Genomic DNA, 15,757 nt, shown 5'->3' on the forward strand with positions numbered 1-15,757 from the left:
AGGCCGACCGAATGACCGATACCTGCCCCCGGGCGCTGACCACCCTCGCGGACGAGCCGGCCAGTGAGTTCGACCTGTCCGACCCGGCGTTCATCACCGACCCGGCGGCCGGCGAGCGCTGGACCGGCGGCCCCCGGCCGGTCTGCCGCGGCAGGTTCGCCGACGGCACCGACATCTGGGTGGCCACCGCGTACGAGGACGTCAGGAAGGTGCTGGGCGAGCCCACCCTGCGCAGCCGGCCGCCGGGCGACTCCCACCGGGCGTCCATGCTCAGCCGCGGCATCCCCGAGGACATCGTCGACATGTTCGACTCGACCCTGCTGACCATGGACGGCGCCGACCACATGCGCGTACGCCGCCTGGTCACCCGGGCGCTGTCCGCCCGCCGGATGCAGGCCCTGACGCCCGCGATCACCCGCGTGGCGCACCGGCTGCTCGACGACCTCGCCGGCAAGCCCGAGCCCGACCTCATCGCCGACTACGCCCACCCGCTGGCCATCATCGTCATCTGCGAGATGCTCGGCGTCGACGAGCACTACCGCGAGCAGTGGCGCGAGTGGAGCGAGACCCTCGCCCAGGCCCTGCGCCCCAACCCCGAGCAGTTCGCCCCGGCGGTGCGCGGCATGGCCCGGATGACGAAGGAGATCATCGAGGCCCGCCAGGCCGAGCCCCGGGACGACCTGATCTCCGAACTGGTGCAGGTGCACGAGGAGGACAGCGACCGGCTCACCGACGACGAGCTGGTGGCGCTCGCCATGGTGCTCGTCCAGGCCGGCCACGAGACCGTGCGCAACCTCATCGCGCTGGGCGTGTTCACCCTGCTCCAGCACCCCGAGCAGCTCCAGCAGTTCAAGGACGACCCGTCCCTCGCCGCCAAGGCGGTCGCCGAACTCGTCCGCCACACCGCGCCCGTCAAGCACACCTTCCGGCGCTTCGCCACCGAGCCGGTCGAGATCGGCGCGGTGACGGTGCAGCCCGGCGAGGCGATCCAGGTGGTGCTGGCCGCCGCCAACCGCGACCCCGAGGAGTTCGAGCAGCCGCAGGAGCTGGACCTCACGCGCGAGCACAACCCCCACCTGGGCTTCGGCCGCGGCGCCCACTACTGCCTCGGCGCCAGCCTCGCCCTGATCGAGGGCGAGGTGGCCCTGACCGCGCTCTTCGAGCGGTTCCCCGACCTGCAGCTGGCCGTCGACCCGGCCGAGATCGCCCCGCGCTACCTGCTCGCAATGCAGCGTCTTCCCGTCCACCTCACGCCCCGGAAGGGGGAGGAATGACCCGGACCGCCCTGCCCACCACCGACGGTCTGCCGATGACCCGCGGCCGGTGCCCGTTCGACCCGGCTCCCGGGCTCACCGCGCTGCGCGAACAGGGCCCGGTGGCCCGTATGGTCTTCCCCGACGGTCACCTCGGCTGGCTGGTCACCGGCTACGAGACGGTGCGCGGGCTGCTGGCCGACGGGCGGCTGAGCTCGCGCGGCGACGCCCTGCGCTCGCCCATCCCGCTGCCCATGGCCGACGACCGCACCGAGGTCGCCCCGGGCATGTTCACGGCCATGGACCCGCCGGAGCACACCCGTTACCGGCGCAAGGTGGCCGCCTGGTTCTCCGCGCGCCGCACCCGCACCCTCGAACCCCTGCTGACCGCGCTCGCCGAGCGGCACCTGGACGCCATGACGGCCAAGGCCGCCGGTGGAGAGCCCGTCGACCTGCTGACGGAGTTCGCCGAGCCCATGGCCGCGTCCGCGATCTGCGAACTGCTGGGCGTACCCGTGGCCGAGCGCGAGCACTTCGCCGACTGCGTCAAGAGCCTGTTCTCCGTGCACTCCAGCGCCGAGGACGCCATCGGCGGCTGGCAGACCATCGGCGGGCTGCTGCACGGCCTGATCCGGGCCAAGAAGGCCGAGCCCACCGACGACCTGCTGGGCACCCTGGTGGCCGAGGGCGACCTCGACGACGCCGAACTCGTCACCGTGGGCACCGTCCTGCTGATCGCCGGCTACGACACCAGCGCGAACATGATCACGCTGGGCACGTTCGCCCTGCTGCAGCACCCCGAGCAGCTTGCCGCGCTCGTCGCCGACCCCGCCCTCGCGCCGAACGCCGTCGAGGAGCTCCTGCGCTACCTGACCATCGTGCACGCGGGCTCCATCCGCGCGGCCGGCGAGGACATGGAGATCGCCGGGCACCGGGTCGCGGCCGGCGACGCGATCTCGCTCTCCCTCGCCGCGGCCAACCGCGACCCCGCCCTGTGCGCCGACCCCGACCGGCTCGACATCACGCGCGAGCCCGTGGCCCACCTGGCCTTCGGACACGGCATCCACCAGTGCGTGGGCCAGCAACTGGCCCGGCTGGAGCTGCGGATCGCCTTCGAGACCCTGCTGCGCCGGCTGCCCGGGCTGCGCCTGGCCGTCCCGGCCGACGAGATCCGCACCCGCGCGGAAATGATCATCTACGGCGTGCACGAGCTGCCGGTGACCTGGTGAACGGAGAGAGCGTGCTGTACCGAGAGATGTTCAAGTCCAAGATCCACCGGGCCAGGGTGACCCAGGCGGACCTGCACTACGTGGGGTCCGTCACCATCGACGCCACCTTGATGGCCGCCGCCGACCTGCTGCCCGGCGAGAAGGTCGACATCGTCGACATCGACAACGGCGCCCGGCTGAGCACCTATGTCATCGAGGGGGAGGCCGGCAGCGGGATCATCGGCATCAACGGCGCCGCCGCCCGCCTCATCAGCCCCGGCGACCTCGTCATCATCATCTCCTACGCCTCGATGAGCGACGAGCACGCACGCTCCTTCGAGCCCAGCGTGGTGTTCGTCGACGCGGACAACCGGCCCGTGCAGGTCGGCTCCGACCCCGCCGACGTGCCCGACGGCTTCGGCCTGCGCCGCGGCGACACCGTCGACGCCTGACCCGCCCCACCCCGTCGATCGTGGAGTAACGCCTTGAGTGCCACCCCTGACGTCATGACCGCCTTCACCAGCGGTCTCGCCGACATCAACCTCACCGAGTCCGCAGCTCCCCGCAGCGGGGAGAAGGCCGCCGGCATGAAGTCCGCCAGCGCCACCATCTACGACATGGCCGCCACCCTCTCCGGCAAGGGCGACCTGTGGAACTGGGGCATGTACGACCGCGACATCGCCGAGGAGATCCGGGCCCGCGTGCCCGGCTTCGGCGAGCCCTGGACCGACGGCTTCAGCGAGCAGCTGTACTTCCTCGCCCTGCGCGACCTGCCGATCGACCTCGACGACTACGCCGGCCGTACCGTCCTGGAGGTCGGCTGCGGCATGGGCGAGGGCCTGAACTTCCTGTCCAGGATCGTCCCCGGGGCCCAGCTGACCGGCCTCGACCTCTCGCCCAAGGCCGTCGCGCGGGCGAGCGCCACCCTGGCGCGCGGCGAGAGCCTGCGCTTCGTCCACGGCGACGCGGAGGACCTGCCGTTCGAGGACGGCTCGGTCGACGTGCTCGTCAACATCGAGAGCTCGCACACCTACCCCGACCTCGGCAAGTTCCTGCGCGAGGCCGCGCGCGTACTGCGCCCCGGCGGTCACCTCAGCCACATCGACGTCTTCACCCGGCAGCGCACCGCCACCATGCGGCAGGCCGCCGAGGAGACCGAGGGCCTGGAGTGGGTCGCCGACAACGACATCTCCGACCGGGTCCGCGCGGCGGTGCGCCGCCGGATGGCGCAGGGCAGCCACTTCCGCACCATGCTGGGCAAGCAGCGGATGAATCCGTTGATGCGGCAGGTCGTCGCGCACAGCCAGATCCTGATGTTCGGCGGCATGTTCGCCGGCTACCAGCCGCCGTCCACCATCAAGGTGCTCAGCAAGCTGGGCATCGTGCCGTGGATGAGCGGCCTGCCGATGGAGAGCTACCGCCACCAGATCGCGGTCCGCCGGTGAACGGCCCGGACACCGGGGCGGGGAGCCCACGGCTCTTCGCCGTCGCCGCCGACTCCGAGGAGCTCCTCACCGCCCTGCTGTACGCGCACCTGGACCGCATCCGCGCCGGGCGGTCGCTGCCGTCGCTCGCCCGGTACTGCCACGACGCCGCCACCGGCACGGCCGGCACGCACCGCGTCGCCTTCGCCGTCGCCTCCTACGCGGAGCTGGCGCAGCAGCTGCAGGCGGTGTGCGCGGGGGAGAGCGAGCGCGTTCCCGCGGAGGTCGCGGCCCGCCGGCCCCGCCTGGTGTTCGTCTTCGCCGGGCAGGGCGCGCAGTGGTACGGCATGGGCAGGGAACTCCTGGCCGCCGAGCCGGTGTTCCGGCAGACCCTGCACCAGTGCGACGCGTTCGTACGCGAGTTCGCCCGCTTCTCCGCCGTCGAGCAGCTGGGGCTGCCCGAGGAGACGGCCCGGCTCGGCGAACTCGACGTCCTGCAGCCGACGATGGTGTCCCTGCAGATCGCCCTCACGGCCCTGTGGCGCAGCTGGGGCGTGACGCCGGACGCGGTGGTCGGCCACAGCATGGGCGAGATCGCCGCCGCGCACACCGCCGGCGCGCTGACCCTGCGCGACGCCATGATGATCGCCTGCCGGCGCAGTGCACTGCTGCGCCGGATCGCCGGCAAGGGGGCGCTCGCCGTCACCGAACTCCCGCCCGCCGAGGCCCGCGCGGTGGCCGAGGCCAGCGGCGGCACGATCAGCGTGGCCGGGGAGAACAGCCCCCGCTCCACCGTGCTCGCCGGGGACGCGCGCTCGCTCGCCGAGCTCGTCGGCGAACTGGAGCGGCGGGACGTCTACTGCCGGGTCATCAAGGGAACGGTCGCCTCGCACAGCCACTACGTCGAGGAACTGCGCGAGGACCTGCGCACCGCCCTGCAGTCCCTGCACCCGACCGCCACCGACGTGCCGATGTACTCGACGGTGACGGCCGAGCCGGTGCCGGGCACCGGGCTGGGACCCGCGTACTGGATGCGCAACCTGCGCGAGCCCGTACGGCTCGCCGCCGCGACGCAGAACCTGGCCGCCGCGGGCCACGAGGTGTTCGTCGAGGTCAGCGCCCATCCCGTGCTGCTCAGCCCGCTGCGGCAGACCCTCGAGCACGGCGAGCGGCCGGGGTGGCTGCTGCCCTCCGGCCGGCGCCGGGAGGAGCACCGCTCGATGCTGTCCTCGCTCGGCGCGCTGTACGCCTGCGGCCGCGAGCCGGACTGGGCCGTCCTGTACCCGGGCGGTCCCGCCGCCTCGCTGACGCCGTACCAGGCCGCGGTGATCGAGGCCGCACGCCGGCCCAGACCGGTGCCCACCGCCGCACTGGCGTGACAGACCTGAGGCCCCGCGTCCGGCACGGACGCGGGGCCTCAGGGCGTACAGGGCTCGTGAAACGTCAGCGGCCCTTGCGCTTGATCTTGATGCTGGCCATGTCCGTCGACACCGAGCGCAGGTCGCGGCAGCCCGCCCCCAGGCCCCGGACGGCGGCCGTGGCCAGCTCCTCGGCCCTCGCGTGCACGACGGCCTCGGTGTCCTCCTCCTCGGCGGGGACCAGCACGCGGAAGGTGAACCCGCGCAGATGCCGCTCGTAGGTGACGGTGCCCTCCTCGGTGAACCGGGCGCTGAACACGTCGTGCTCGCCGGCCTTCGCCACCAGCGCGGCGCGCCGGGCGTCGTCGAGGTCCGCGAACCGGCCCTGCGTGAGGACCTGATAGGTGGTGCTGCTCATAACGCTCGCTCTCCCTATGTACTTCGTCAGCGCCCCGCAGGGGCGCGGGGAACTGCGCGACAAGCCACGACGTGCCCGCACCCTGGAGTGGCGCGTCGACTGCGGGCCGACGGTGGTCGATCGCGCAGTTCCCCGCACCCCTACGGGGCGCGCCTAGACCGCCGCCTCCTGCTTGCGCACCCGGTGGTGCGGCAGCAGGAACAGCAGACCGGTCACCGGTATCAGGCCGGCGGCCGTCCAGTACAGCGTCTCGCTGTACGTGGTCTGGAACGTCCGCCCGCGGATGTCGCCGAGCGCACCCGTGATCGCCTCCCGGCCGCCGGCGTCCGCGCCGTCGAGGAGCACGGTGCAGCTGCGCGGCACCTTGGCCAGGTCGTCCTGGCCGAGCGAGTCGGTCGCACACGTCCGTACGGCCGTCACGTGCTGCGGTGCCACCGCGCGGTGCTCGGGCAGCGCCCGGTCGGCCTGCGGGCCGGCGTTGGCGCCCAGGGCGGAGAAGAAGACGCCGCCGATGATCGCCACGCCGAGGGCGGCACCGAGCTGCCCGGTCGCGTTGATGATGCCGGACGCGGCACCGGCCTCCTGCGGGGTGACCTCCCGCAGCACCAGCGCGGTCAGCGGGGGCATGAGCAGGCCCATGCCCGAGCCGAGCAGGATCATGGACGGGACGGCGTGCCAGGAGGTGATGTCGGCTCCCGCACGGTCGGCCGCCCAGGCGTACGAGGCGATGCCCGCCAGCATCATCAGCGCACCCGCCAGCAGGCAGTACCGTCCGTAGCGCGGGGAGAGCCGGCGCACGGCGAAGCTGCCGACGAGCGGGACGCACACCGAGAACGGCACGGCGGTCAGACCGGTGTGCAGGGCCGACCAGCCCAGGCCGCCCTGCAGGTAGAGCGTCCAGCTGAGGAAGAAACCCGCGGGCACGGCGCTGAAGAGCAGCTGCACGCCGATGCCCGCCCCGAACGCGCGGACCTTGAACAGCGACAGCGTCACCAGCGGCGAGCCGTCCTTGCGGGTCTTGTGGCGCTCGTAGAGAACGAACGCCACCCCGACGGGAGCCGCTGCCACGAGCGAGACGATGCTCCAGGCGGGCCAGCCGAGCTCCCGGCCCAGCGTCAGGGGCAGCATCAGCAGCAGCAACCCGCCGATCGCCAGCAGCATGCCGACGATGTCCAGCCGCTTGGCGTGCGGGGAGTTCGACTCGCGCATCCACCGCCAGGCGCCCACCAGGGCCGCGACGCCGACCGGGAGGTTGACCACGAAGATGCTGCGCCAGCCGAGGTCGAGGGGGCTCCAGTCGACCAGGGCGCCGCCGATGACCGGGCCGCAGACGATGGCCAGGCCGATCATGCTGGCGTACAGGCTGACGACGCGCCCCACCTCCTGCGGCGCGAAGGTGACGTGGATGAGCGCCAGTACCTGGGGCACCATGACGGCCGCGGCCAGGCCCTGCAGCACCCGGGAGGCGACGAGCATCTCGGTGCTCTGTGCCGCGGCGCACAGTGCGGAGGCGACGACGAAGCCGGCGACGCCGGTGAGGAACATCCGCTTGCGGCCGAAGATGTCGCCGAGCCGGCCGCCGGTGATCAGTAACACGGCGAAGCTCAGCGTGTAACCGGCGGTCATCGCCTGGACGGCGACCGCGGAGGCCCCCAGGTCGCGTTGGATGGCGGGGATCGCCACGGTGATGATGTTGGCGTCCAGCAGGTCCATGAAGGTGGCGACCAGCAGGACGGCGAGGGCGAGCCAGCGTTTGGGGTCCGGCTCGGGCGCTTCGGGGGTGACGGGTGGTCCGGCGGTGGCCGGCTGCTCCGCCTGTCCTGCCTTGCTCATGGGTTCCTCTCCACGGTGTCGGGTGCACGGGACTCGGTGGTGCGTGCGAGCGCGGTCCAGGACTTCATCAGGAGTTCCACCACGTCCACGACCGTGTCGGTGGTGCTGTCGGCGGGCGAGAGCGCGCGCTGGACGGACAGGCCGTCGTCGAGGGCGTGCACGACCAGGGCGAGCAGTGCGACGGGCGCCGGGGGAGTGACGCCGCGTGCGGCGAAGCCCTGCTCCAGCGCGCCCGCGATGGCCGCCCGGGAGCGGCGTTCGCGGTCCGCGAGCAGGGGCAGCAGTTCGGGGTCCCGCAGGCCGTACAGCCACAGTTCGGTGCGCAGGGCGAGCCAGCTGGTGAGATTGCCGTCCCGCCGGCGGTGCCAGGAGCGCAGGTGCTCGATCATCTCGTCGAACGTCCCGGCGCTGCTGGTCATCTCCTGGATCTCCGCCAGCTCGCGCTGGGAGCGCTGTTCGAGCAGGGCCAGGACGAGCTCGTGCTTGCCGTCGAAGTTGCCGTAGAACGCGCCGCGCGTGTAGCCGGCGTTCTCCACGATCTGCTCGACGGACGTTCCGCTGACCCCCTGCTCGGCGAAGAGCTCGGCCGCCGACCGCAGGAGCTGTTCCCGGGTGAGTTCCCGGCTCTGCTGCCGGGTGAGCCGCCTGGTGATGGCGATCGCCTCCTTCAAGGACCGTTCGGATACAGGACTGTATCCCAATACAGATCTGTATCCGGCCCGCATCCGACGGCTGCCTGACGGTCAATCAAAAGGGCAGGCAAAAAGAGCCGGTCACCCCGCCGGAGGGCGGGGTGACCGGCTCGTGGCGAGGGTGCCTCAGCGGCCTGCGGCCGGGACCACGACGGCAGTTGCGACGTATCGGATGCCGTTGCGGACGGCCGTGCACCAGCGGCCGGTGAAGGTGTCGATTTGCCGGCCGCCGACCACCGGACCGGGCACCTTCAGCTCACAACGCAAGGTGCCCTGCTCGGGATCGGGGGTGATGACGCAGTCCCCGAAATCCAGCCAGCGGCCGGTCAGCGGGAACCATGTCTTGTATGTGCTCTCCTTGGCGCTGAAAAGCAGCCGGTCCCACGCCACGTCCGGATGTGAGGCGGTGAGCCGGTCCAGGATGCGCCGTTCCTCGGGCAGCGCCACCAGCTTCTCCACACCCGCGGGCAGCGGGGCGTGCGGCTCGGCGTCGATCCCGACCGAGGCCACCCGGGTCCTTCGGGCGACCGCCGCCGCACGGTAGCCGTCACAGTGGGTCATGCTGCCCACGACGCCGTCGGGCCAGATGGGAGCGCCTTTGGGGCCCGGCAGGATCGGGCTCGGGGTCACCCCCAGCTCCGCCAGCGCGGAGCGGGCGCACAGCCGGACGGTGGTGAACTCCCGTACCCGCTTGTCCACCGCGCGCGCCACCACGGCGGCCTCCTGCGGATGCAGGTGGACGCCCGGGGGATCGGAGAACAGTTCCACGGTGACAATATCCGGCAACAGCCCTCTGAGCAGGTCGGTTCCGGCGGGGAAGGGGGCCGTGGCCGCGTGTGATGTCCGTATCGGACCGTTTGGGCAGCAATCCGTCTGCTGATTCCCCGTCATGAACGGAAGCGTACCTTGCAGAAGCGTTCATGATCGGCCAAGATGCGTGCTGTCGACGCGTGATTTCCAGCCTGGGCAGGGGAGGTTGGACCCGCACGCCGAAACCCGAACTTCCGGGCCCTGCCGCCACGGCTGACCGCCGCACCGCCAAGGGCCCCCACAGGGCAATGCATCGCACGTGGGGGATGTGATGATTCAGCACTGCCGCAGGCCAGGGCTCTCTCGGGACCGGGGCTCCTGCACGTTCACGCCGGGCCTCCGGCTCATGTCCGCGACCGTATGCTGACCCGCCCGGTCGTCCTGGGTCTGCCCGCCCTGTCCATCGGCGGTCTGTCCGAGAACTGGCTGTTGCGCGAAGCCGGCGACATCCACTGGGCGCTCATCGGGGAGCATTTCGGACTGCCCGTCGCACAGCTCACCGACGCCGACGGCGTCCGGCTGCTGCCCGCCTTCGTCCGCGCCGCCGTCACCGCCGGCGACTCCCTGAAATCCTTCGCCGAGCACGACGAGGGCGAACTGAGCGGCACCCTGAGCCGCCTCGACGAGCACACCTTCGTCGGCGACATCCGTTTCGCCACGGCGACCGCACACGTCGACGTCCGGCTGCTGACCTCCTTCGTCCGCCGGGGCACCGGCAACTGGCTGGTCCCCGCGACGCCGCGGCACCCGGGCGGCACCGCGGCCGCCGAGCCGGACGCCGGCCACCTGCGCTTCCACGAGGAGTTCCTCGCCCAGCGGTCGCTCGCCCCCGAGGGCGCGGGCCTGTACAGCGACACCTACGAACTCAACCCGTTCGCGGACGTGAACGCCGCCGGCCTGCTGTACTTCGCGTCGTACCCGCACATCAACGACCGCGGCGAGCGCAAGTTCGCGCAGTCGCGCGTGCCCGGCGCGGAATGGGCCACCGGGGCCGCGACCCTCTCCCGCGACATCGTCTACCTCGGCAACTGCGGCCTCGACGAGGCGGTGCGCTACCGCCTGGACGACTGCCGGCCCGCAGGGGACGACCGCATCGTCCTGACGTCGTCGTTACTGCGCGAGCGCGACGGCAGGCCGCTCGCCCGCATACGGACCGTCAAGGCCCTCACCGGCCCCGGCGACTACGCGCCGCTGTGGAACGGGAGCACGGCCGTGGCCGCGCCCTGCCCCCAGGCGCCCCGCGGGACGGCGCCCGTGCCCGACGACGTCGAAGCCCTGCTCCTGCCGGTGATGGAGCGTGTGCTGGAGCAACCGGCCGGTTCGCTGACCGTCGACGACGACCTGCGACCGCACGGGCTCGACAGCCTCGCGCTGTCGGAGGCCGCCGTCCGGGCCGCCGACGAGGCCGGGCTGGAGATCGACCCCAGCACCATGTTCCAGGCCTTCACCGTCGCCGCCATGGCCCGGGTGCTGCGCGGCGAACGCCCCGCACCGGCCCCCGCCCCCCTCCCGGCCGCACCCGCCTCCGGCGCCGGCGCACCGATCGCCGTCATCGGCATGGCCGGCCGCTTCCCCGGCGCGCCCAGCGTGCCCGAGCTGTGGGAACTGCTGGGCCGCGACGAGGACGCCGTCCGCGACATCCCCGCCGACCGCTGGGACGCCACCGCGCACCCCGGCCTCATCGGCCGGGCCGCCCTGCTCGACGACATCCGCCGCTTCGACCACGAGTTCTTCTCCATCAGCCCCCGCGAGGCCGCCCTCATGGACCCCCAGCAGCGGCTGCTGCTGGAGGTCGCCTGGGCGACCGCCGAGGACGCCGGAGTGGACCCCGCAGCCCTCGCCGGCACCCGTACCGGCGTCTACGCGGGCGTATGCCACTCCGACTACGCCGCCGTCCTCGCCGAACACGCCGGCCACGACGAGCCCCACCTCAGCGTCGCCGTCTCCCCCTCCCTCGTCGCCAACCGCGTCTCCTACGCCCTCGGACTGCGCGGACCGAGCGTCGCCGTCGACACCCTGTGCTCCTCCTCCCTGGTGGCCGTCGCCCAGGCCGTCGCCGCCCTGCGCGCCGGCGAGTGCGACCAGGCCTTCGCCGGCGGCGTCAACGTCCTCGCCGACCCCGCCCGGCAGCGCGCCTACCAGCGCACCGGCGTCCTCAGCCCGCGCGGCCGCTGCCACACCTTCGACGACGACGCCGACGGCTACGTCCGCGGCGAGGGCGTGGCCGCGCTGCTGCTCAAGCCCCTCGACCGTGCCCTCGCCGACGGCGACCGCGTCCACGCCGTGATCCGCGGCGCCGCCGTCAACCACGGCGGCCAGGCGCAGTCCTTCACCGCACCCAACCCCGACGCGCAGGCCGACCTGCTCGTGACCGCCTACAACGAGGCCGGCGTCGACCCCGCGACCATCGGCTACCTCGAGGCCCACGGCACCGGCACCCGGCTCGGCGACCCCGTCGAGATCTCCGGCATGGTCGCCGCGTTCGAGCGGCTCTACGACCAGTGGGGCCACCCGCGCCCCGCCGCACCCCACTGCGGCGTCGGCTCCGTCAAGACCAGCATCGGGCACCTGGAATCGGCCGCGGGCGTCGCCGGCATGATCAAGGTGATCCTGGCCATGCGCCACCGGACCCTGCCCGCCAGCCGCAACGTCCGCCGGCCCAACCGCATGATCAAGACCGAGGGCACGCCCCTGCGCCTGCAACTCTCCCGCGAGACATGGCAGGCCCCCGCCGGCGGCGCCCCGCGCCGCGCCGGCGTCAGCTCCTTCGGCATGGGCGGCACCAACGCCCACGTCGTCCTGGAGGAGGCCCCCATCACGCCGGCCGCAGCCGACACCGGCGCCCCGGTGGTCGTGCCCGTCTCCGCCCGCACCCCGCAGGCCCTGCGGCAGGCCGTGGCCGCCCTGCTGGACGTCGTCCGCTCCACCGACGCCCCACCGCTCGCCTCGATCGCCCGGACCATGCGGACCGGCCGCGCGAACCTGCCCTGCCGCATCGCCGTCGAAGCCGCCGACCTCGGCGAACTCGCCGCCGGACTCGCCGCGGTGCTCGACGGAACCGCACCGCGGACCGACATCGACCCCGACAGCCACCCCGTGCCCGACGCCCCGCCCGTGTCGCTGCCCACCTACCCCTTCGCCCGCAACCAGCACTGGGCCGCGCCCGTGCCCGGCGCCGCGCTCCTCACCACCACCTGGCAGGACGCGCCCGCACCCGGCACCACCCACGACGGCCGGCTCCTGGTCGTCACCACCGACCCGCATCTCGCCCGCACCGTGCTCGGCGAACGCGCCGTCGCCCACGCACCCGGCGACCCGCTGCCCGACCTGCACGGACTCACCGGCATCGTCGACCTGGTCGACTGGACCGCACCCGGCACCCTGGTCGCCGAACGCGTCCTCCTGCTGCAGCAGGTGCTCGCCGCCGTCCCCCGCACCGGGCTGCGATGCGTGCACGTCAGCGGTGCCCGGCGCTCCGAAGTCGCCGGCTTCTACCGCTCCCTGTCCGGCGAGTTCACCACCGTCCACGGGCGCACCGTCCGCGTCGACGGCGGCACCGCCGACCTCGCCGCCGCCGTCCGCGCCGAGACCGCGGCGACCGACCGCGAGACCGAGATCCGCTACGAGGGCCCCCGGCGCCACCGCCCCGTGGCCGCCTTCGCCCCCGCACCGGCCGGCGACGACCTCCTCGCCGGCATCGACCGGGGCGCCGTCCTCATCACCGGCGGCCTCGGCGGCATCGGCCTGCGCCTGGCCGCCCACCTCGCCGACCGCGGCGCCCGGCACATCGTGCTCGTCGGCCGCTCCCGCATGCCCGTACGCAACCAGTGGGCCGCCCTCGCCACCGACCCCGCGACCGACCCCGCCCTGCGCGAACGCCTCACCGCCCTGCTCGCCCTCGTCGAACGCGGCGTCACGCTCACCGTGCGCACCGACGCGCTCGACGACGTCACCTCCCTGCGCCGGCTCATCGGCCGGGTCAGGAAGCAGGCCGGCGGCCTCCACGCCGTCTTCCACTGCGCCGGCGTGATGGACCGCCCCACCTCCTTCCTCTCCCGCACCCCCGACGACATCGCCCAGGTGCTGCGGCCCAAGACCGACGGCCTGCGCGTACTGTGGTCCGCCTTCGGTCAGCAACCGCCGCGCCTCATGGTGCTGTTCTCCTCGGTGGCCGCCGCCGCACCGCGCCTCGGCGCGGGCTACCTCGACTACGCGGCCGCCAACACTGTCCTCGACGACTTCGCCACCGACCACGGCGACGCACCTGGCTGCACCGTGCGCTCCCTGCGCTGGCCGCTGTGGCGCGGCGTGGGCATGGGCACCGACCGCACCAGCGCCGCCGCCGCCCTCGGCATCCCGGACCTGACCCCGGACGACGCCCTGGAACTCCTCGACCTCGCCCTGCGCACGCCCGGCGAACCGGTGTTGCTGCCGTGCCGCGTGGAGCGGTCGGCGGTGGCGACGGACGAGCTGTACCTGGCGCCGGGATGCCCGGCACCGGCCGCCGCGGCCGGCGGCGCCGGCCCCCTTGCGCCGGGCGGCGCGTCTGCCGACCACGTGCTGCCGGCGCTGTCCGCCGGCGGCCACGCCGGCCCGGCGCAGCCGGTGGCATCCGCCGGTGCCGGCCACTCGGTGGCGCCGGCCGCCGCGTCCGGCGGGGCCGGTCACCCTGTGCAGGGCGTCGAGTCGGGCGACTCGGTGCAGTCCTTTGCGCCCGTCGGCGCCGGGCAGTTCACCTCGGGCGTCGCGCCCGTCGACTCGTCGTGGTCCGTCCCGTCCACCGGCGGCGGCCACGCCGTGCCGTCCCCCGGTGAGGGACACCCCGCCCCGGCCGTGGCCGCGGCCGTCGGATTCGACCGGCTGGTTGCCGTCGTCGCCCGTACGACCAGGGTCGACGCGGCCCTGCTGGGCCCCGACACCGTGCTCGGTGACGTCGGTGTGGACTCGCTGCTGATGGCCGAACTCGTCCGGGAGCTGGAGGTCGAGCTCGGGCATCCGGTCGACCCGAGCCTGCTCCAGGACCACCCGACCCTGGCCGGTCTCGCCGCCGCCCTCGGCGCCTCGGCGCCGGGGCTCGCTGCCCCGGCCCCCGACCTCACCGCGGCCCTCGGCGCGTCCGCCACCAACCCGGCTCCCGGGCCGGGCACCCCGGCCGCCGGGCCGGATGCCGCGCCCGCCACCGCTCCGGTTACGGCCCCCGGGGCCGTCGCGGCCCCCCGGCCGACCGGGCCCGCCGCAGCCCCCGCGCAAGCGCTCGCCGCGTCCGGTGGGAAGCCCGTGCCCATCGCCGTCATCGGCATGGGGTGCCGTCTGCCCGGTGCCGCCGATCCCGCCGCGTTGTGGGAGGTGTTGCTGGCAGGGCGTGACGTGGTCACCGAGGTGCCTGCCGATCGTTGGGACGTCGGGGCTCTCTACAGCCCCGACGACGCGCCCGGCCGCAGCCGCAGCCGGTGGGGCGGGTTCCTGGAGGACGCGGCCCTGTTCGACCCGGAGTTCTTCGGTTTCGACGACGAGGGCGCACGTCACCTCGACCCGCTGGCGCGCAAGGCGCTGGAGGTCTCCGTCGAGTGCCTGCGCGACGCCGGGTACCGCGAGGACGAGCTGCGCGGTCGCCCGGTGGGTGTCTTCGTCGGTACGCGCACGGGCAACCACCGCGCGCACCTGCAGCCGCCCACGCGCGCGTACATCGCCGGTGTCAACCAGAACTTCGTCGCCGCGCACATCTCGCACTTCCTCGACCTCACCGGTCCCAATCTCGTCGTCGACAGCGCCTGTTCCTCGTCGCTGGTGAGCATTCACCTCGCGGCGCAGAGCCTGGCGACGGGCGAGTCGGCCATGGCGCTGGCCGGGGGAGTGGACCTGCTGTTCGACGAGGAGCCCTACCTCATGCTCAGCGCCGGCAAGGCGCTGTCGCCCAGCGGCCGGTGCCGTACCTTCGACGAGGCCGCCGACGGTCTCGTCCCCGGCGAGGGTGCCGGGATGGTGCTGCTCAAGCGGCTGGAGGATGCCCTGCGCGACGGCGACCGCGTCCTGGCCGTCGTCGAGGCGTCCGGCGTCAACAACGACGGCCGGACCATGGGGCACACCACGCCCAGCGGCGCCGCCCAGCGTGCCCTGGTCGCGGGGACGCTCGCCCGCGGCGGGATCGACGCGCGGTCCATCGGGTACGTCGAGGCGCACGGCACCGGCACGATGATCGGCGACCCGATCGAGCTGCAGGCCCTGACGGCCGTCCACCGCACGTACACGGACGACCGGGGCTACTGCGGCATCGGCAGTGTCAAGAGCACGATGGGACACCTGTTGAGCGCGGCCGGCGTGGCCGGGTTCATCAAGGCCGTGCAGATGCTGCGGCACGGCCGGCTCGTGCCCACCCTGCACTGCCGGCGCCCGAACCCGCGCTTCGCGTTCGAGGAGTCGCCGTTCTTCCCGGTCACGCAGGTCGCGGACCTGCCGGCCGGCAGCCGGGTGGCCGTCAGCGCCTTCGGCTTCGGCGGCACCAACGCCCATGTCGTCCTCGGGCCCGGCACGCCGGGCGAGCCGGGCAGGGCGCCGCTGGATCCGCCCGTCTACCGCCGCAGACGGTTCTGGCGCCTGCCCGCCGCGCCCGGCCCCGACGCGGCACCGCCGGTCCGTTCGGCCCGGCTCGACCTGAGTTTCACCTGACCTTCGCCTGACTCCAGCCTCCAGCTTCACCCCCGACCCGGTGCGCCCGGGCCGCTTCACGCTCCGTCGCATCGCCGATCACCGGGAGAGAACAC

Annotated in this window: 10 protein-coding genes; 6 read left to right on the top strand and 4 right to left on the bottom strand. The window is 73.5% G+C overall.

Going from position 1 to position 15,757, the window contains the following annotated elements; translation table 11 throughout:
* Positions 1–11 precede the first annotated feature (11 nt).
* The 5 genes from AB0K17_RS06825 to AB0K17_RS06845 are packed head-to-tail and all read left to right on the top strand — an operon-like array spanning position 12 to position 5,264.
* The gene (locus AB0K17_RS06825; RefSeq protein ID WP_365982330.1) at positions 12–1,274 is read left to right on the top strand and encodes a cytochrome P450; all 1,263 of its coding nucleotides are present in this window, start codon (positions 12–14) and stop codon (positions 1,272–1,274) included.
* On the top strand, positions 1,271–2,482 hold the full coding sequence (locus tag AB0K17_RS06830) for a cytochrome P450 (RefSeq protein ID WP_365982331.1): 1,212 nt from the start codon (positions 1,271–1,273) through the stop codon (positions 2,480–2,482). The genes AB0K17_RS06825 and AB0K17_RS06830 overlap by 4 nt, the downstream gene beginning before the upstream one ends.
* A gap of 14 nt (positions 2,483–2,496) precedes the next feature.
* On the top strand, positions 2,497–2,913 hold the full coding sequence (gene panD, locus AB0K17_RS06835; protein WP_365964710.1) for an aspartate 1-decarboxylase: 417 nt from the start codon (positions 2,497–2,499) through the stop codon (positions 2,911–2,913).
* Between the two features lie 33 nt (positions 2,914–2,946).
* Positions 2,947–3,906 carry a methyltransferase domain-containing protein gene (locus AB0K17_RS06840; protein WP_365982333.1) on the top strand — a complete coding sequence of 320 codons (960 nt, stop codon included), beginning with the start codon at positions 2,947–2,949 and terminating at the stop codon, positions 3,904–3,906.
* Positions 3,903–5,264 (top strand): acyltransferase domain-containing protein, encoded by a 1,362-nt coding sequence (locus tag AB0K17_RS06845; RefSeq protein WP_365982335.1) that lies wholly within the window; start codon positions 3,903–3,905, stop codon positions 5,262–5,264. Before AB0K17_RS06840 ends, AB0K17_RS06845 begins: the two co-directional genes overlap by 4 nt.
* A 64-nt stretch (positions 5,265–5,328) precedes the next feature.
* Here AB0K17_RS06845 and AB0K17_RS06850 read toward each other — a convergent pair whose 3' ends face one another.
* The 4 genes from AB0K17_RS06850 to AB0K17_RS06865 all read right to left on the bottom strand — a co-directional run bounded on the left by AB0K17_RS06850 (position 5,329) and on the right by AB0K17_RS06865 (position 8,987).
* A complete protein-coding gene (locus tag AB0K17_RS06850) occupies positions 5,329–5,661 on the bottom strand; it encodes a DUF6204 family protein (protein WP_365964640.1) in 333 nt (110 codons plus the stop codon).
* A gap of 153 nt (positions 5,662–5,814) precedes the next feature.
* Positions 5,815–7,494, bottom strand: a complete 1,680-nt coding sequence (locus AB0K17_RS06855; RefSeq protein ID WP_365964639.1) for an MFS transporter — start codon at positions 7,492–7,494, stop codon at positions 5,815–5,817.
* Positions 7,491–8,165 carry a TetR/AcrR family transcriptional regulator gene (locus AB0K17_RS06860; protein ID WP_365964638.1) on the bottom strand — a complete coding sequence of 225 codons (675 nt, stop codon included), beginning with the start codon at positions 8,163–8,165 and terminating at the stop codon, positions 7,491–7,493. Before AB0K17_RS06860 ends, AB0K17_RS06855 begins: the two co-directional genes overlap by 4 nt.
* Before the next feature lie 147 nt (positions 8,166–8,312).
* A complete protein-coding gene (locus AB0K17_RS06865) occupies positions 8,313–8,987 on the bottom strand; it encodes a 4'-phosphopantetheinyl transferase superfamily protein (protein ID WP_365964709.1) in 675 nt (224 codons plus the stop codon).
* Positions 8,988–9,356: 369 nt separating this feature from the next.
* Here AB0K17_RS06865 and AB0K17_RS06870 point away from each other — a divergent pair, with 369 nt between their 5' ends.
* Positions 9,357–15,662 (top strand): beta-ketoacyl synthase N-terminal-like domain-containing protein, encoded by a 6,306-nt coding sequence (locus AB0K17_RS06870; RefSeq protein ID WP_365982336.1) that lies wholly within the window; start codon positions 9,357–9,359, stop codon positions 15,660–15,662.
* The last annotated feature ends 95 nt before the right edge of the window (positions 15,663–15,757 follow it).

This window comes from Streptomyces sp. NPDC049585, from assembly GCF_040675615.1.
Classification (GTDB): domain Bacteria; phylum Actinomycetota; class Actinomycetes; order Streptomycetales; family Streptomycetaceae; genus Streptomyces; species Streptomyces luteosporeus.